This is a genomic window from Anaerobacillus arseniciselenatis (assembly GCF_001865995.1).
Lineage (GTDB): Bacteria > Bacillota > Bacilli > Bacillales > Anaerobacillaceae > Anaerobacillus > Anaerobacillus arseniciselenatis.
The window spans coordinates 665,708-684,569 of sequence record NZ_MLQQ01000001.1; the positions used below are offsets into that span (position 1 = coordinate 665,708).

At 36.3% G+C, this 18,862-nt stretch carries 16 protein-coding genes; all 16 read right to left on the reverse strand.

What is annotated here, in order from left to right; genetic code table 11:
• Window positions 1–58: 58 nt before the first annotated feature.
• A complete protein-coding gene (locus BKP35_RS03260; RefSeq protein WP_169819128.1) occupies window positions 59–868 on the reverse strand; it encodes a hypothetical protein in 810 nt (269 codons plus the stop codon).
• Complete coding sequence (locus BKP35_RS03265; protein WP_071311940.1) at window positions 844–1,518, reverse strand: glycosyltransferase family 2 protein; 675 nt, start codon at window positions 1,516–1,518, stop codon at window positions 844–846. Before BKP35_RS03265 ends, BKP35_RS03260 begins: the two co-directional genes overlap by 25 nt.
• Window positions 1,515–1,973, reverse strand: a complete 459-nt coding sequence (locus BKP35_RS03270; RefSeq protein WP_071311941.1) for a hypothetical protein — start codon at window positions 1,971–1,973, stop codon at window positions 1,515–1,517. Before BKP35_RS03270 ends, BKP35_RS03265 begins: the two co-directional genes overlap by 4 nt.
• A 6-nt stretch (window positions 1,974–1,979) precedes the next feature.
• Entirely contained in the window at window positions 1,980–3,110 is a 1,131-nt protein-coding gene (steA, locus tag BKP35_RS03275; protein WP_071311942.1) for a putative cytokinetic ring protein SteA, read from the reverse strand.
• Between the two features lie 320 nt (window positions 3,111–3,430).
• Complete coding sequence (gene pflA, locus BKP35_RS03280) at window positions 3,431–4,168, reverse strand: pyruvate formate-lyase-activating protein (protein ID WP_071311943.1); 738 nt, start codon at window positions 4,166–4,168, stop codon at window positions 3,431–3,433.
• Between the two features lie 5 nt (window positions 4,169–4,173).
• On the reverse strand, window positions 4,174–6,423 hold the full coding sequence (gene pflB / locus BKP35_RS03285; protein WP_071311944.1) for a formate C-acetyltransferase: 2,250 nt from the start codon (window positions 6,421–6,423) through the stop codon (window positions 4,174–4,176).
• Between the two features lie 633 nt (window positions 6,424–7,056).
• Complete coding sequence (gene spo0A / locus BKP35_RS03290; protein WP_071311945.1) at window positions 7,057–7,854, reverse strand: sporulation transcription factor Spo0A; 798 nt, start codon at window positions 7,852–7,854, stop codon at window positions 7,057–7,059.
• A gap of 283 nt (window positions 7,855–8,137) precedes the next feature.
• Window positions 8,138–9,412, reverse strand: coding sequence for a SpoIVB peptidase (gene spoIVB, locus BKP35_RS03295; RefSeq protein ID WP_071312234.1), 1,275 nt, complete (start codon window positions 9,410–9,412; stop codon window positions 8,138–8,140).
• 248 nt (window positions 9,413–9,660) lie between these two features.
• Window positions 9,661–11,376 carry a DNA repair protein RecN gene (gene recN / locus BKP35_RS03300; protein WP_071311946.1) on the reverse strand — a complete coding sequence of 572 codons (1,716 nt, stop codon included), beginning with the start codon at window positions 11,374–11,376 and terminating at the stop codon, window positions 9,661–9,663.
• Between the two features lie 19 nt (window positions 11,377–11,395).
• The gene (gene ahrC / locus BKP35_RS03305; RefSeq protein ID WP_071311947.1) at window positions 11,396–11,845 is read right to left on the reverse strand and encodes a transcriptional regulator AhrC/ArgR; all 450 of its coding nucleotides are present in this window, start codon (window positions 11,843–11,845) and stop codon (window positions 11,396–11,398) included.
• A 330-nt stretch (window positions 11,846–12,175) separates the two neighbouring features.
• Window positions 12,176–12,994 (reverse strand): TlyA family RNA methyltransferase, encoded by an 819-nt coding sequence (locus BKP35_RS03310; RefSeq protein WP_071311948.1) that lies wholly within the window; start codon window positions 12,992–12,994, stop codon window positions 12,176–12,178.
• Window position 12,995: 1 nt separating this feature from the next.
• Entirely contained in the window at window positions 12,996–14,885 is a 1,890-nt protein-coding gene (gene dxs / locus BKP35_RS03315) for a 1-deoxy-D-xylulose-5-phosphate synthase (protein WP_071311949.1), read from the reverse strand.
• A gap of 9 nt (window positions 14,886–14,894) precedes the next feature.
• Complete coding sequence (locus tag BKP35_RS03320) at window positions 14,895–15,506, reverse strand: hypothetical protein (protein ID WP_071311950.1); 612 nt, start codon at window positions 15,504–15,506, stop codon at window positions 14,895–14,897.
• 875 nt (window positions 15,507–16,381) lie between these two features.
• Window positions 16,382–17,275 (reverse strand): polyprenyl synthetase family protein, encoded by an 894-nt coding sequence (locus BKP35_RS03325; RefSeq protein ID WP_071311951.1) that lies wholly within the window; start codon window positions 17,273–17,275, stop codon window positions 16,382–16,384.
• A 3-nt stretch (window positions 17,276–17,278) separates the two neighbouring features.
• The gene (xseB, locus tag BKP35_RS03330) at window positions 17,279–17,506 is read right to left on the reverse strand and encodes an exodeoxyribonuclease VII small subunit (protein ID WP_071311952.1); all 228 of its coding nucleotides are present in this window, start codon (window positions 17,504–17,506) and stop codon (window positions 17,279–17,281) included.
• A gap of 12 nt (window positions 17,507–17,518) precedes the next feature.
• Window positions 17,519–18,862 carry an exodeoxyribonuclease VII large subunit gene (gene xseA, locus BKP35_RS03335; protein ID WP_071311953.1) on the reverse strand — a complete coding sequence of 448 codons (1,344 nt, stop codon included), beginning with the start codon at window positions 18,860–18,862 and terminating at the stop codon, window positions 17,519–17,521.

Genomic DNA, 18,862 nt, shown 5'->3' on the forward strand with positions numbered 1-18,862 from the left:
AAGAGGGTTCCTATTATAATGCCTAAACGTTACACACTATAATAAAGGACACCCTCTTCTACGATACACCCCAACGATCAATCCATTTTAACACTGGCCTTGCCTCAATCCATTTTGACAAAGATATCTTTTCAGTAACTACGACAATAAATAAATAAAATAAACAGATCACCGCCTGAATCGGCAAGCTTAAGTGGTAAATCATCAACAAACTTACAACTCCACCTAATAAAGTAGCGCCATTATCACCTAGCATCGCTTTTCGAGTTGCCTCAAAATATATAAAAGTAATTAATACAAACAATAGCCCCACAATGAAATGAAATGGCATTTGAAGCAATAACGACCAAAACATAACTCCATGTAAAAATACAATCTTCCACACCCTTAAAGGTCTTGTGTCAAATAAATTCATAACATGCGGAGTTAGGATAAGCAAGGAAAATATAACAATAAAATTCAGAATACCTAAAGGAAACACAGGAACATCGACTACTACTAATAAACAAGCCGCCACAAACGTTCCTACTAACTTCAATAATCCGGTCGATATTTTCCGGCTTCGAATAAATAAATCAATGTGACCTTTTAAACCTTTCGGATATTTTGTACCGAATCGATCATCAATAAGTCCAGTCAACCACAATACAACGATATAAAAGATCGTAGCTAACCCTAAATCTAAATTCAATATGTAAACATAGTAAAACACGAAAAAAAACATACTCCCCCCTAAACTATACGGAGTTTCTTCACCAACATAATTCGTCACCTTACAGCCTAATCTTATATATAATTGCGAAAACAGTGATAATATTAAAGGGGACAATAAAACAATTACATTTACCATGTCGCTCTCATTCTCCATAATGTTTTTTCCATATCTACCCACTGACGCCCTCTGTGAAAAAAACCATTTATATCTTTTCCTGTCGCCCTATGAAAAAAACAAACATCTTCTTCCTCAACACTCGCTCCAGCTTTTATCAAATCTACAGTCATCGCCATTTCTACACCAAAACCAACATAATCCTTTTCTAACAATAACGGTAGCCATTTTTTCCTAAATGCTCGTTGACCTGACAACGGAGCCTCAAACCACTTGCCAGTTTGTGAAAAAATCAACTTTTGCGCTCGGTGTTTCATAATTCCAAAACCACTCTTTTTTTGAAGAGGAAGTCTAGCAATAACACAATCAAGATCTGAAAAGATTAGTCTTTCTACCAACTTCTCTCCTTCCCTCGCTGTCATACCTAAGTCGGCATCAAGCGATAAAACAATTTCTCCACTTACCTTTTTCCAACCTTCTTTTAAAGCAAACGCCTTTCCACTATTCTCAGGTAACCGAATAACTTCGTCACTGTATTTTTCTGCTATCATATACGTATCATCACTACTTCCATCATCAATCACAATCAATTCATCGATCCATAAGCACCGGTTTAAAGTTACTAAAGTTCTTTTTATCGTTTCCTCTTCATTGCAAGCCGGAATTACTACGCTTATTGAAGGTTTCATTTCATTAACTCCTCTTTTATCCTTAATAATGATATATACATCATATTTAAATCCAACTCACGGTTCGGAATATCTTCAAGCTTTAGTTGTGGGAGTCCGTATGTTTCCTCTAGCTCTTCCCCTAAAGTAATAATAATCCCCTGCTGATTATACAATCCTGCCGTTTCCGGAAACCTTTCCAATGTCACACCAACTTTCGCTAAAACCATATCTAAGTGTTGAAACTGTTCTTTTTCTGCAGTAGTAAACACTCTCACTTCGTTGAATTCATCTTCAACATACCGCGCCCACGTTTGATTTTCCTCCACTAATAAAGCATTTTCCGCTTTCAACTTTTGTATATAAAGCAATTGTTCATCACTTAACCAATCTTTATCTACAACAATCCCAATGATTATTCCTACTACTAAATAAAAGATAATCGACAAAAAATAGATCACGTTCATATTTTTCATATCTTATTACCTCCCACCCCACCATTGGAGCATTAAAGAAACTAAAAGTTCAAATTTAGGACTAAAACTAAACATTAATAATACTGCAATTGCAGGGAGGAGCGTCACACTGTTAGTTACATTCTTTTTCTCCACTTCAAACAACGTGTGAACACCTTTTAAATCTACTAACGCATGCCCCACTTTTATTCTAGTTAATAAACTAGACCCCATCCCAACTCTTCCCTTTTCCAAAAATTCATTCATCCCAAGTCTCGTTCCGACTGTATACATTTTTTTTGCCCCCGAACAATAAGCAAATATAATCGCTACATCCTCGCTTGTCCCTATAAATACGAGACGCTTATACGGAAGTTTTAGCGCCTTCACACGCCCTTCCCCAGGAGCACATCCGTTACGATACGTATGCACAAGTAATTGAGCGCCACATTTTAACGCCCGCTCTGAAACAGAATCCATATCTCCAATTATATAATCAGGTTTTATCCCTAACTTCAGTAGCCCATCAGCCCCACCATCGACAGCTACTGTAATTAAACTCCTCCTTTTCACAACATTCGTTAATATTCGTAAATCGTCTTCAAAATTCGCCCCTCTTGCGACGATCAAAACTTCCTTGCCACGAAATTGTCGTAAAACAGGAATTTGTTCTACTTCACGGACAAAAACATCTAACTCTTTTCTGCCATAAAACAACGAATTACCAACAAAAGCTTTAAATTGCGAAGGAAAATAAAATTTCGCTTTATTTTTCAATTGATCTACTTCTTTTATTGTATATTTTTTTAATCTACACGATCGCCGCCAAGCGCCATTCACTTCGCGGTATAACCATTCATCTTTAATCATTAACCTTTGACCATTTAAATTGGAACGAAAGAATGTATCTTCAATATCAAAAACAGAAATATTCGCTTTTAAAAGTGTTTCTACACCATTATGAACAAATAAGCCAGTCATCGATGTTCTAAAGTTTATGACCGCCTTCACACCACGTTCAATTAACATTTCAGCAGCTACCATATCAAGGTCTTGATGAACTACTACAGCTATACTATTTTTAGGTAATTGTTCAACGAGCTTTTTCGTCTTCTCATCTTGAAAAGCGTATCCTTTGATCTTTTCAACAAATACCATAATAATTCACTCCAATTAGCGAAAGTCCATTCTTAGTATGAATCATTTCCTTATTTTTCATACAAAATCGCCATGTCTGTATCTCGGCAACATCTAGATTGAATATTGGCGGTGGATTTTCTTTCACTTCGCTGTAAACTTCTATCGAATTTTAGAGGCTCGCAAAAGAAAATCCACCGCCAATACATATCATACATAACCTTTATGGGTAACATACTGCCACCCTCATATAACATAAAAAAATATAAGCCTGGAAATCACCTAACCAACAAACCAACTAACCACTAACCAACAACACAAAAAAAAAGCGTAGCCATCGGCTACGCTAATTGAGGTTTATTTTTGTTTAATGATTTTGTTAATAAATTATAAGCTAAATCTACTTTTTCTTGGTTAGGTGGCTCTAAGTGAGTTAATGTGTTTTCTAGACCAAGCTGCTCCCACTTATACTCACCCATTTTATGATAAGGAAGAACTTCAACTTTTTCAACGTTTGAAAGTGTTGATATAAAGTCACCAAGTTCATTCAAATCTTTTGGGTCATCTGATAATCCAGGAACAAGCACATGTCTGACCCACATTGGAATCCCCTTTTCGTCAAGAAGTTTCGCAAAGTTTAACGTATTTCTGTTAGACATACCCGTAATCCCTTTATGCTTTTCTTCATTTATATGTTTCACATCAAGAAGAACAAGGTCAGTGACTTCTAATATTTCATCAAGGTTCACAGGTTTTACAGAACCAGAAGTATCGATTGTCGTATGAATCCCGACTTCCTTACACTTTTTAAAAAACTCAAGTACAAAATCAGGTTGCAGTAGCGGTTCACCACCACTCAATGTCACTCCACCGTTTGAAAATTGCATATACGGCAAGTAAGCTTTTGCTTCTGCAATTAACTCATCAACACTCATTTCACTTCCGCCATTTAATTTCCACGTATCAGGATTATGACAATAGGCACACCGCAAAGAACAACCTTGAAGAAATACGATATAGCGTAAACCAGGACCATCTACAGTACCACAAGATTCAATTGAATGGATTCTTCCTTTCATTTAGATCACATACTTTCGTGGAAAGTACGGTTAATTACATCAATTTGCTGTTCTCTCGTTAATTTAATAAAGTTAACAGCATAGCCAGACACACGAATCGTTAACTGTGGATATTTCTCCGGATGCTCCATTGCATCCATTAACTGTTCTCGATCAAATACGTTAACATTAATATGGTGACCCGTTTGTGATGCATAACCGTCTAAAATTGCCGATAAATTATTCACACGCGACTCCTCATCTTTACCTAAAGCTTTCGGCACAATGGAAAATGTGCAAGAAATACCATCTTGACAATCTTCATAAGGAATTTTCGCTATCGAATTTAATGATGCTAATGCCCCTTTTTGATCACGACCATGCATCGGATTTGCCCCTGGTGCGAACGGCTCACCCGCTTTTCTTCCATCAGGTGTGTTTCCGGTTTTCTTACCGTAAACAACATTAGAAGTAATTGTTAACACAGATTGTGTGTGTAACGAGTTACGGTAAGTCGGATGTTGACGCAATTTATTCATAAAATTCGTTACGATATGAGATGCAATTTCATCTGCACGAGCATCGTCGTTTCCGTATTTCGGGAAATCTCCTTCGATTTCAAAATCTGTAGCAATACCATCTTCATCACGAATCACTTTCACTTTTGCATATTTAATCGCACTTAGTGCATCTGAAACAACCGATAAACCTGCAATTCCACATGCCATTGTACGAAGGACCTCTTGATCATGTAATGCCATTTCAATTCTTTCATAGCTATACTTATCATGCATGAAGTGAATAACATTTAAAGAGTTGATATAAAGTTCTGCTAACCAATCTTGAACCTCTTCAAATTTTTCGACAACTTCATCGTAATCTAGGTACTCTGATGTAATCGGCGCAAATTTAGGCCCTACTTGCATCTTTAATTTTTCATCGACGCCACCGTTAATCGTGTAAAGTAACGCTTTGGCTAAATTAGCACGCGCTCCAAAGAATTGCATTTGCTTACCGATACGCATCGCTGATACACAACAAGCAATTCCATAATCGTCGCCATAATCTTTTCTCATGATATCGTCATTCTCATATTGGATAGAACTTGTTTCAATTGACATCTTCGAGCAGAACTTTTTAAACCCGTCAGGTAAACCCGTCGACCATAGAACGGTTAAATTTGGCTCAGGAGCTGGCCCTAAGTTCACTAACGTGTATAAGAAACGGAATGAGTTTTTCGTTACTAACGGACGACCGTCTAAAGACATGCCTCCAATTGATTCTGTAACCCAAGTTGGATCTCCACTAAATAACTCATCATAATCAGGCGTTCTTAAGAATTTAACTAAACGAAGCTTCATAACAAAATGGTCAACGATTTGTTGCGCGTCTTCCTCTGTTAAAATACCTGTTTTTATATCTCTTTCAATATAAATGTCTAAGAACGTTGATACACGACCTAAACTCATCGCTGCTCCATTTTGTTCTTTAATCGCTGCTAAATAACCGAAATATAACCATTGAAATGCTTCCTTTGCCGTTGTTGCCGGCTCTGAAATATCATATCCGTAAGAAGCAGCCATTTGTTTTAATTCTTGAAGTGAACGAATTTGCTCAGAAACTTCCTCACGGTCGCGAATCACTTCTTCCGTTATCGCACCTTTTTCTAAACTTTTCTTCACTTGCTTTTTATCTTCAATTAAACGATCTACACCGTACAGTGCAACACGACGATAATCCCCAATAATCCTTCCACGACCATAGGCATCAGGAAGACCAGTAATAATACCAGCTTTACGCGCTGCAAGCATTTCGCTCGTATACGCATCAAATACCCCTTGGTTATGCGTTTTACGATAATCAGTATAAATTTTTTCGATTTCAGGATCTAATTTAAAACCGTACGCTTCACAACCAGAAGCCATCATACGAATACCACCTGTTGGTTGAATTGAACGTTTTAACGGTGCATCTGTTTGTAAGCCTACAATTTGTTCTTTATCTTTTTCAATGTAGCCCGGTGCATGTGAAGTAATTGTCGAAATTGTCTTTGTATCTACGTCTAGTACCCCACCATTCTCCCTTTCTTTCTTCATTAATTGTAATACTTGGTCCCATAATTCTTTTGTCGTTTCTGTCGGACCGGCTAAAAATGTATCATCACCAGTATAAGGGTCCCAGTTTTTATTAATAAAATCTCTTACATCAATTTTCTCGTTCCATTCCCCTGTGTTAAAACCTTCCCAAGCTTCTTTTCTCGCTTTTAAAGCTTCCATCTCTTCATCTCCCTCTCTGTTCCATTGGCGAATGTGATTTTTTTCACATTCATACCTAAAAAAATAGATAACTAAAATTTTTAATACATTTTTAAAATTCACAAATATTATTTAGTTGTCTACAACAGTCTTTTTATATCTGTTTCAACTCGAATATTAAACTGTATTAACTTTTATGACTTTATTATATAACGTTTTTTGCATTTTGTATATGACGAAATCGTGACAATCCTTATGTTTTTTATATTCCAACTTCTGCACTTCACACACAAGTTCATCTGTTATATATCTAAGTTAACTCTGTTGTATATCTGTTTTGGTTATTCTACACTAACAAACTAAAGAATATTGTGAATTTTTCCGAACTTACCAACTTTTACATACAAAACCAGCATGACGATTATCCAGCACCAAAGCTGCTGACCTCAATCACACCATGAATAAAGCTTTGACAATACTCCATGCAGCTTTGCGAAGAGGTAACCGCAAGAGTATTTTTATCTATAATGAAAAGTCGGGCGAGAACCCTAACCAACAAACCAACTTTCATACAAATAAAGCCGCAAGACAAAAGAATTTGCCTTGCGACTTTTTAATTGCTATGCAATTTCCTAATTAAAATTCAAATAATGATCAACTTACTTTATGCTCTATCCTTAATTTGTCTGCCACCATCGCGATAAATTCGCTATTCGTTGGTTTTGCTTTCGTATGACTAACTGTGTAGCCAAACAAACTAGAGATAGACTCAATGTTGCCTCTGCTCCATGCTACTTCTATCGCATGACGGATCGCACGCTCTACACGGCTTGAGGTTGTGTTGAATTTTTTAGCGATGTCTGGATATAAAACTTTCGTAATTGAACCTAAGAGTTCAATATCATTATAAACCATCGTAATCGCTTCACGTAAATACATATAACCTTTTATATGAGCCGGGACACCGATTTCATGAATAATATTCGTAATGCTTGCATCTAAATTAAATTGCTTATTTTCATTTCTTGTCACTTGCATCGTACCATGCGATGTTTTTTGTTGTGAAACTGTTTTTACCTTACCACTTACTTCTTTTACTTTATTAATGAGTGTTTCCATATCAAAAGGCTTTAAAATATAATATGATGCCCCTAAATCAACTGCTTTTTTTGTTACGTCTTCTTGACCAAATGCGGTCAACATAATAATGTTCGGTCGTTTCGTTAAGCTTTGTTGATTTATTCTTTCTAAAACTGCTAATCCATCTAGATGAGGCATAATAATATCTAAAATTAAAACATCAGGTTGTTGCCCTTCAACTACAGCCAAACATTCTTGGCCATTATGAGCTACTCCAACTACTTCCATCTCTTCCTGACTAGAAATATACTCTTCAAGCAAATTTACTAATTCACGATTATCGTCCGCGATACACACTTTTATTTTCTGCACAATTCTTCCTCCCTGACATTCATATATATTTATTTATATCCACACAACAAATTCGACAAAGGGACGTTAATCCCTTTTTATTTTTTAAAAAAATATTGAAAATCTACGTTTTTTAAAGAAAATTAACGTTTTCCTCTTAAATTCGACCACATTCGATACTTGACAACATTTAAAACATGAGTTTGTCGAAAAATCTTTATTAACTTAGTTACATCATATCATGTTCTTATATTATTTAAAATGAGTACAAAGTTATTTTCACAAAAAAAAGCAAAGGTCGAAGTTAACTCGCCTTTGCTTTTTCATCCGCATATATATTTATACCCGCTTCTTGTAACATCCATTCTATATGACAAGCATATCCGCTCGTCGCGTCGTTAACAAAAACATGTGTTACTGCACCAATGACTTTTCCGTTTTGAATAATCGGACTACCGCTCATTCCTTGAATAATGCCTCCAGTAGCTTCGAGTAATTCAGGATCAGTCACTTTTATGACCATTCCTTTTGTAGCCGGAAACTTTTGTGGTACGCTACTTACTACTTCTATATCAAATTCTTTTACTTCTTCACCTTCAACAACAGTTAAGATTTTCGCCGGTCCTTCTTTCACTTGATGGGATAATGCGATTGGCATTGCTTGATCCATAATATTATTTTTTATTGGGTCATGTAGCTTTCCAAAAATGCCAAATGGACTATTTTTTGTTATCGTTCCTAAAATTTTTCTATCGTTAGTAAAGCGTGCAAGTTTTTCACCTGGGTCTCCATTACTTCCTTTTTCTATGGATGTCACTAATGAACTGACAATTTGACCATCATTTACAACTATTGGCTTTTGTGTATCCATATCTGAAATGACATGTCCTAATGCACCATAGTTTTTGCTATCAGGATGAAAAAATGTTAGTGTTCCAACACCAGCAGCAGAATCACGAAGGTATAATCCTAAACGATATGAACTTTCACCTTTTGCCTTTAACGGCATAATTTCTTTTTTTAATACTTCATTTTCACGTCTAACTTCTAAACGTAGTGGTTCGTTATTTTCTCCTGCTTCTTGAATAATCGGTGTAACTTGACTCATGTTTTCAATTTTTTCACCATTAATTTTTGTAATTATATCACCGACTTCTATATCCGCAAGTTCACCTGGAGATTTTTCTCCGTCAACACTATCAACTAAATGGTGCCCGACCACTAATACACCTAACGTATTTAATTTAACTCCAATTGATTGTCCACCTGGTACAATCTTAATGTCTTTAAGAACTTTTACATCGACATTCTTTACAGGAGCACTTCCCATAGTAACTGTCACGTTAGCATCACCTTGCCCATTTGCCTTCACTGTAAAGTTATCCTCGTTTACTGTAATTGCTTCGTCATTTGAGGATAAACTAAATACAGGAAATGCTTTTTGCAATTGTTGTTGTTGGCCTTCAATTAATACCAACTCCTTAGGGATACTGACGTACTCTTGTACCGGCTTATAAAAACCGATGCTTATTATAAACACAAGGAGAATTACACCTATAATTTTTCTAGTATCTACCATAAATTTTTTCACTCTCCTCGCTCCTAACCTACACCTCCATGTTTGGCTGTAATATTAATGTTGCCTCCTTACACAACATTTATAACTAAGGAGTGATAAAAAAGCTAACCTAATTTGGTTAGCTTTTCAAGTCATTGAATTTCATAAATCATTATTTCCGCCACTACGATCAATATATAGTTACGTCAAACCATTCGCATACTATATATTGTTTGATGTGGCTCATTTTTGGTAATTAGGAAATTCACTCAAATACCTTTAAATTTATCTGCTTGATCTAATAATTCTTTAGCATGTGAAACTGTAAGTTCAGTTATTTCAACACCTGAAATCATTCTGGCGAGTTCTTCAACTTTTTCTTGATTGGATAAAGTAGTTACATTTGTGACGGTTTTATTGTTTAACTGTTTTTTCGAAATATACAAATGAGTAGTTGCCATTGCTGCCACTTGAGGCAAATGAGTAATACAAAGCACTTGTGAGTTATTAGAAATATTAAATATTTTCTCAGCAATTGCTTGGGCTACTCTCCCACTTACGCCGGTGTCCACTTCATCAAAAATTAATGAGGTAACGCCTTGATGCGTTGAAAAAATCGTTTTTAAAGCAAGCATAATTCTCGAAATTTCTCCACCAGAGGCAATTTTAGCGAGCTGTTTAAATGGTTCTCCGGGGTTAGTAGTTAGTAGAAATTCAATTTTATCTACCCCGTCGTCATGAAAAAGAACATCTTTAGCATCAACTTTACTTATATCTGTTTCTTTAAATTTGATCAAAAACTTTGTTTTCTCCATATAGAGGTCTTTCAATTGTTGATGAATTTTTTTAGATAATTGTTTTGCTGCATTTTTTCTTTGCTCTGTTAAGTTTCGAGCTTCAATTAAAAGATCCTCACTAACAGAATCAAGCTGTTTTTCCAGAACTTGAATTTTTTCTTCTCTATTTTGTAAATGTTCAATTTCTTCTTCAATTTTTGAAGCATACTCTAAAATATCAGTGACCGTTTTACCATATTTACGTTTGAGTTGAATTAGTTCATTTAATCTCGCCTCAATTAAATTAAGGCGATTAGGATCGAATTCAATTGACTCATAATAATCCCTTAATGAATATGCTGCTTCTTCTAAAAGATAATAACAATTACTGATCGTTTCTTTAAAAGGAACTAAATTTTTATCTATAAAGGCTGCTTCCTCAATATTGTTCATAGCATGCATCAACCATTCTAGGCCTTTATCATCACCATAAAGCGCATGGTAGCTGTCATGAACTGACTTATACAACTTCTCACCGTTGGCTAATTTCGTACGTTCTTCGGTTAAACTAATATCTTCATTAGGGTTTAACTTTGCAGCCTCTATTTCATTTAATTGATATTGTAATAAGTCTAATCGGTGAGCTAATTTTTGTTCATTTTCGGAAAACTGGTTAATTTGATTTTTTAATGCAACAAACGATTTATAAATATGTTGATATTCACGAAGTGAACCACTTACCTTATCTCCGGCAAACTGATCTAGAAGAGACAAATGGCGTTCACTTTGCATTAAATGTTGGTGTTCATGTTGACCATGTATATCAACTAAAGTTTCTCCTAGCTCTCTTAAAATCGCTAATGTGACAAGTTTTCCATTGACCCTACAAATGCTTTTCCCTTGTGCTGTGATATCTCGCTGCAAAATAACCATTTGGTCATCATTAATTTCAATTCCTAATTGAGTAGATTTATTATGAATAGCATGCATATGATCTTCGATAAAAAACAAGCCTTGGATTTCTGCACGACTCGATCCGTGACGAACAAATTCAACAGAACCTCTTCCACCTACTAATAAGCCGATTGCATCGATAATGATCGATTTTCCAGCACCTGTCTCCCCAGTTAAAACTGTGAGCCCTCTCTCAAATGGGATCGTCAAGTTTTCAATAATTGCAAAATTTCTTATTGAAAGTTCAACTAGCATGTTCATTCACTTCCTTTGTTTAAAGCATTTCTAAAAAGCGCTCACAAAGTATTGGAGTTTCTTCATTTGTTCGACAAATGATTAAGATTGTGTCATCGCCACATATCGTTCCTAAAATTTCTGTCCAATCTAAATTATCGATTAACGCACCAACAGCATTCGCATTACCCGGTAAAGTCTTCATAACGATTAAGTTATTAGAACGATCAATACTTACAAAGCAGTCCATTAATGAGCGCTTTAATTTTTGTAAAGGATTAAAGCGTTGGTCTGCCGGTAAACTATATTTATACCTTCCGTCCTGCATAGGGACTTTAACGAGATGAAGTTCTTTAATATCACGTGATACGGTCGCTTGTGTCACATTATATCCAGCACTCTTTAATTGATCAACTAAATCATCTTGAGTTTCAATTTCATTATTTGCAATAATTTCTCGTATTTTTATATGACGTTGCCCTTTATTCATTTCAATCGCCTCCAGATATAAATATACCTTTACAAGTTGTTTGTCGAATTTAGCACTAATTGTATATTAACTTATTTTTATACATTAGACAATGCTAATACACAAAACCATCAGATGATTATTCGTCACCATATAAAATGAAAAGGAGGGCGATTTCCTTCTCTTCGCTGTAAACCTCTATCGAGTTTTAGAGGCTCGTTCAGGAAAATCGCCCTCCTTTTTTCATACAAAACCCTTATGACGGTAACCGTCACCAACTAATATGGAAAAGGCAGGTGCTTTCACAATAAAAAAGAAGTAGTAATCTTCGTAAAGGTTACTACTTCTTTTTTATAATCGTTTTAAACTCTCATGAGCATTTGTCACAACTTCTTCAATCAATTCAATTTTATTTTCACCTTGTTCTTTATCACCTGACCAATAAAGATGCATTAAAAATTCAATATTTCCTTCGCCACCTTTAATTGGTGAATAACTCAATCCTTTAACATCAAAGCCGATATCGGAAGCAAAATTCGTCATTTCTAATAGGACTTTTTGATGAACATGCGGATCTCGTACAATCCCCTTTTTACCAACTTCATCTCGCCCTGCCTCAAATTGTGGTTTTACTAGTGCTGATACGTGACTGTCACCTTCTAACACTTTTGCCAATACCGGTAAAATTAACTTAAGTGAAATAAACGAAACATCAATGGTTGCAAAAGTGGGTCTCCCACTTGAAAACACTTCTAGGGTCACGTAACGAAAATTCGTCCGTTCCATCACGACAACACGTTCATCTTGCCGTAACTTCCAAGCCAATTGATTATAACCGACATCAACAGCGTACACGAGCTTTGCACCGTTTTGTAATGCACAATCAGTAAACCCCCCGGTAGAAGAGCCTATATCTAAAACAATCTTTTCCTTTAAATCAAAGTTAAACTCATTGATTGCTTTTTCAAGTTTTAAGCCACCTCTACTTACATAGGGGATTACATCACCTTTAACGACAATTTCACTATCTAAACTAACTTTTATTCCAGGTTTATCAATACGTTCATTGTCACAAAAGACGAGGCCTGCCATTACAGACCTCTTTGCTTTTTCTCTCGTTTCAATAAAGCCTCTTTCAACTAAGAGGACATCTATTCGTTCTTTCTTCATATCAAGCCCTCTGTTGTTTTCTTGGAATAATTTTTTTTATAGTATTAATAACATCATTACAAGAAAGTCCGATCTCTTCCATTAATTGCGAGACACTTCCATGTTCAATAAATTGATCAGGAATCCCCATTCTTTCAACAACGACATTGTAATATTCTTCGTTGTTATAATATTCTAAAACAGCACTGCCAAAACCACCTTGAAGAGCGGCTTCTTCAATCGTTAAAATCGGATAATTTTTATTAGCTAGGTCATGAAGCATCTCTTCATCTAACGGCTTAATTGACCTTGCGTTAATAACCTTCACCGATATTCCTTCTTTTGCTAAATGATTTGCTGCTTCTTCAGCTAAAGGAACTGTTGTGCCGAAAGTTAAAATTGCTAAATCAGAACCTTCTTTTAGTACTTCCCATTGGCCAATTGGAATTTGCTTTAGTTCGTCGTCCATTTTTATACCGACACCATTTCCACGAGGATATCTAACAGCGATAGGACCATCATTGTATTGAACTGCAGTATAAACCATGTGCTGTAACTCATTTTCATCTTTCGCTGATAAAATGGTCATATTAGGTATATGTCGTAAATATGAAATATCAAATACACCTTGATGCGTTTCACCGTCAGCACCTACAAGACCAGCGCGGTCAATTGCAAAGAAGACATTTAAATTTTGACGACAAATATCATGTACAACTTGGTCATAACTACGCTGTAAAAACGTTGAGTAAACGGCAAATACCGGCTTAAATCCTTGTGTTGCTAAACCACCTGCCATCGTTGTAGCATGCTGTTCAGCAATACCGACATCAAACATACGATTAGGAAACTCTTTTGCAAATAGATCCAATTTCGTTCCACCTGGCATTGCTGCAGTTATTGCAACAACCTTTTCGTTATCTTTTGCTGTTTTAGCTAATGTATTTGCAAAAACTGCACTATAACTTGGTGGTCCAGGTTTTTTTACTACTTCTCCCGATTCCATTTTATACGGTCCTAAACCGTGCCATGTTCCTAACGCATCATTTTCTGCTGGAGCATATCCTTTACCTTTTTTCGTGATTACATGAATAAGAACTGGGCCTTCGCATTTTTTGGCATATTTCATATTCTCTAATAAGTCATCTAGATTATGTCCATCAACAGGACCTAAATACGTAAAGCCCATTTCTTCAAAAAACATCCCTGATACAAGTAAATATTTCAAGCTGTCTTTTAGGCGTTCAGCAGTCGCTGCGATCTTACCACCGAAAGCAGGGATCTTCTTTAGCAATTGTTCTAATTCATCTTTTGCTTTTTGATATTTGCCTGCTGTACGCATTCGTCCTAAGACATTATGAAGAGCACCAACATTCGGAGCAATCGACATTTCATTATCGTTCAATACCACAATCAAATCTTTTTGTTCGTGACCAATGTGGTTTAACGCTTCTAGAGCCATCCCACCAGTTAAGGCACCATCACCAATAACAGCGATGATATTTTCATCTGCTGTTTTTAAATCTCTTGCCACAGCCATCCCCATAGCGGCAGATAATGATGTTGAACTATGTCCAGTTTCCCAAACATCATGTTCACTTTCTGTACGCTTTGGAAAACCGCAAAGCCCTTTATACTGACGGAGTTCATCAAAACGATTAGCTCGTCCAGTTAATATTTTATGAACATATGCTTGATGTCCGACATCCCAAATAATTTTATCCTTCGGACTATCAAATTCTTTATGCAGAGCAAGGGTAAGCTCTACAACCCCTAAATTCGGACCTAAGTGCCCACCAGTAACCGAAAGTTTCTCTACAAGGAAAGTCCGTATTTCCTCAGCTAAAACTTCTAGTTGTTCTAAATCATATTGTTTAATAAACTTTGGATCTTTAATTGTGGTTAAATCCAAGAAAAACCCTCACTTTCTTATGGCTTTCTTTTTCTTCTTATCTCTGTCTTTCCCATTTTTTAAAATAGTTATTTTTAATTTTACCTCGATTAAGTAAAATAATCTACCTACTTGGAAAATAATTGGAGTTGAATAGTGTAAGGCGATCGTTTTCCCTAAGGATTTACCACCTACCGTAAGACTTGCAACAATACTAGTAAAAATTACGGAAATCCAAAACTGATATGTTGAAGCCTCCCCGTGACCAAGCTGTTGTGCTAATTGGATAACAACGAAAGCTGCTGCAGTACCACTAATGATCCCAGCGATATCGCCAATTACGTCATTACAAAAGTTTGCAAACCTATCTGCATTCCTTGTAATTAATACTGCTTCCTTAGCACCCGGGACTCGTTCTGCTGCCATAGCATGAAAAGGAGATTCTTCAGCAGCAGTGGCGGCCACCCCTATTGTATCAAAAAAAATACCTACAAGTACAATGACGAGTACAATGAACATGCCTACTCCCCATGTTACACCACTTAAAATTGCAGTAGATATAATTGAAAAAATAGCCGCTAACACAAGAGTGATAACGGCGATCGCTAAAGTCCAATTTAAAGAATCTTTAATTTTATTCATAAAAGGTTTGAACACCCAATTCTGTGTAGTGTTGAGTTTTGATTTTTGAGTTTTGAGTTATGTGAGCAATTGCTACGAAGCTTTTCCTAAAACAACTCAACACTCAAAACTCTTAACTCAAAACTAATATGTAGTTGTGAGTGGTCATTTAAAGAGTAAAGACTGCGTCTTAGGTCCAGTAGGTTTTCCCAAGTAAATACCGACGTGTCGCCACATTGGCGGTTTCCCTTTAAATCTACCTTAGCGCTGTCACCAAACGCTAGACTGGATTACCACTTAGTACGCACTATAATCCCCTTTAAATGTCTTATGAACAGTCTAGGAGTTTTCCTCAACAGCCCCTTACCATTCTCTATCCTCTTTTGCAGAGCAGATTTCATGTGGATAACTAACGATGATACAACGTATACAATTTAGTATCCATAATCCCCTCTACTCCACTCAAGGCAGGCTACGCTGCATACAAGGGGAAACTTGTAAATGCAGGTTCATACCTTAAATTATAGTTGTTCTTATTCCCAGAAGATCACCATAATTTGAGGCCTCCGCGGGAGGAGGGTCATCGCCCACATGCCATTGTGGATCGCCCGACTCCCTTTACTCCCAGCAATGACCCAAGGCTGGGCGCCTCAAGCCAATACTAGGAACTTCATCGATGTGCCCTTTAGCGGATTTTTAGGCCCGCCTTCGAGAATGGAGGACTGACTAGAATACTGCACCACTCACTTTGCAATATTATATCATGATAAAGATCATTACAACAATTAGAAAAACTTAACTTTTAGTTTTGAGTGTTGAGTGTTGAGTTTTTGTTAGTAATGCTACGAAGCCTCTCCTACAATCAACTCAAAATTCAAAACTCTTAACTCATAACTCTAACGGTCGCGATTCATAATATAGTCAGCTAGCATTTCTAATTTTTCGTGATCCATGTTCACGTTATATAAATATTCTTTTGCTTTTGAAATATGATCATCTAATTTTTTCTTTGCTCCATCAAGACCAAGAAGTTTTGGATACGTGCTTTTTTCATTGGTAATGTCGCTACCAACGGGCTTGCCAAGTGTATCTTGACTACCTTCAATGTCGAGAATATCATCTTTAATTTGAAATGCTAAACCAAGGTGTTTGGCAAAAGACCTTAAATTGTCAACATCATTATTACTCGCTTTTGCTATTATTGCTCCAGCGATAATCGAAAAGCTTAATAGATCACCAGTTTTATGATGGTGAATAAACTCTAATTGTGATAACGAGAGACTTTTATTTTCCCCTTCCATATCGGCTACTTGCCCACCAACCATTCCTTCTGGACCAGATGCTCTGGTAAGCTCAGCTACTAACCTAAGTTTCTGATGCGGATCAATCATCGCCTCGTCCATCTTAACAATTACCTCAAATGCATAAGTGAGTAAAGCATCACCTGCCAAAATCGCTGTCGCATCACCGAAAACTTTATGATTCGTTAACTTTCCTCGACGAAAATCATCATTATCCATTGCAGGTAGGTCATCATGTATTAAAGAATATGTATGAATCATCTCAATTGCACTTGCTACCGGTAAACTATGTTGATAATTTCCGCCAAATCCTTCGACTGTAGCAAACAGTAACATCGGTCTAAGGCGCTTCCCACCAGCTTGCAGGGAATAGAGCATTGCCTCTTTTAGAATAGAGGGAGCATTAAGAGTAGTAACATATTCAGGTAGCTTTGTTTCAATTTGAGCTTTCCTTTCTTCAAGAAAAACTTCTAGAGTTAAACTATTCAATGATTATTCCTCCTGAAATGTTGTTAATTCAACTTCTCCATTCTCATGCAAGACGCGATCCATTTGGTTTTCAACTGTTTTTAATTTATCATGACAAAGCTTTGATAATAACATTCCTTCTTGAAACATTGATATCGCCTCTTCTAGTGGAACATCACCTAGTTCAAGCTTTTCTACAACTTCTTCTAACTTCTCCATTGCCTCTTCAAAAGTTTGCTTTTGCTCACTCACTTTTTTTACACCTCATTCTTTAACAGTGTCTTGAATATCACAAAACACTGAACCATCTTTAAGCTTAATTTTTAACTTTTCACCGACTGAGACGTCTGTAACACTTTTTATTATTTTACCATCTTCTTTATAGGCCAAGCTATAACCTCTAGTCATAACTTTTAATGGATTTAATGCCTCTAACTTTGTTACTAACTGTTCAAATTGAAACTGCTTTTCTTTTTTTATATCATTAGTATGTTGGATTAATAGTGCTTCATTTTTAACAAGCTTTTCACGAAAGTTAGAAATATACCTTTCAGGGTGGTTTCTTTTAACATCTTTTTCAAGATGGTTTAAAGCCACCTTTTTACGTTCAATTAAGTGTTTCATCGAACGATGCAAGTCATCAATAGTACGGTCAAGTTGTTGTTCTTTTTGCTTTACTAGTTGCTCTGGGTAACGAAATGCATACGACTTTTGAAGTGTAGAAAGCTTTTCTCTTTCAGCTTCTATTCGTTTACTAATCGCTCTTTTCATTCGAATCTTTCGTTGAAGTATGCGTTCGAGAAGCTCTTCTCGATTCGGAACAGCTAATTCAGCTGCAGCAGTTGGTGTTGCTGCGCGCTTGTCCGCAATAAAATCAGCAATCGTTACATCTGTCTCATGTCCAACAGCCGAAATAACGGGGACACCGGAATGAAAAATAGCCTCAGCAACGATTTCCTCGTTAAACGCCCAAAGTTCTTCTATAGAACCCCCACCTCTGCCGACGATAAGGACATCTAGTTCACCAAGTTTATTTGCTTGTTTAATGGCTTTAGCGACCGAAGTTGGTGCACCATCACCTTGAACTAGAACAGGGAATAAAGTAATTCGTGCACTAGGAAAGCGACGTTTAAGGGTTGTAATAATATCTCTTATTGCAGCACCAGTAGGGGAGGTAATGACACCTATTTCCGAAGGGATGTTCGGTAACGGCTTTTTATACCTCTCATCAAAGTATCCTGCTGTTTCAAGCTTTTTTTTCAACTGTTCAAAAGCTAAATACAAATTACCAATACCATCTGGTTGCATTGCATTGACGTACATTTGATATTGCCCGTTAACTTCGTAAACAGAGACATAGCCGCGAACAAGAACGTTCATACCGTTTTCAGGAATAAATTTTAAAAAACGGTTATTCCCTGCAAACATAACTGCTTGAATTTTTGAATGCTCATCCTTAAGAGTAAAATACATATGCCCACGACTATGTTTTTTAAAATTAGAAATTTCACCTTTAACCCAGATGTTCTTTAGAACCTCGTCATTGTCAAATGTTCGTTTTATATACTTCGTTAAAGTTGCAATTGTAAAAATTTGATCATTTGACAT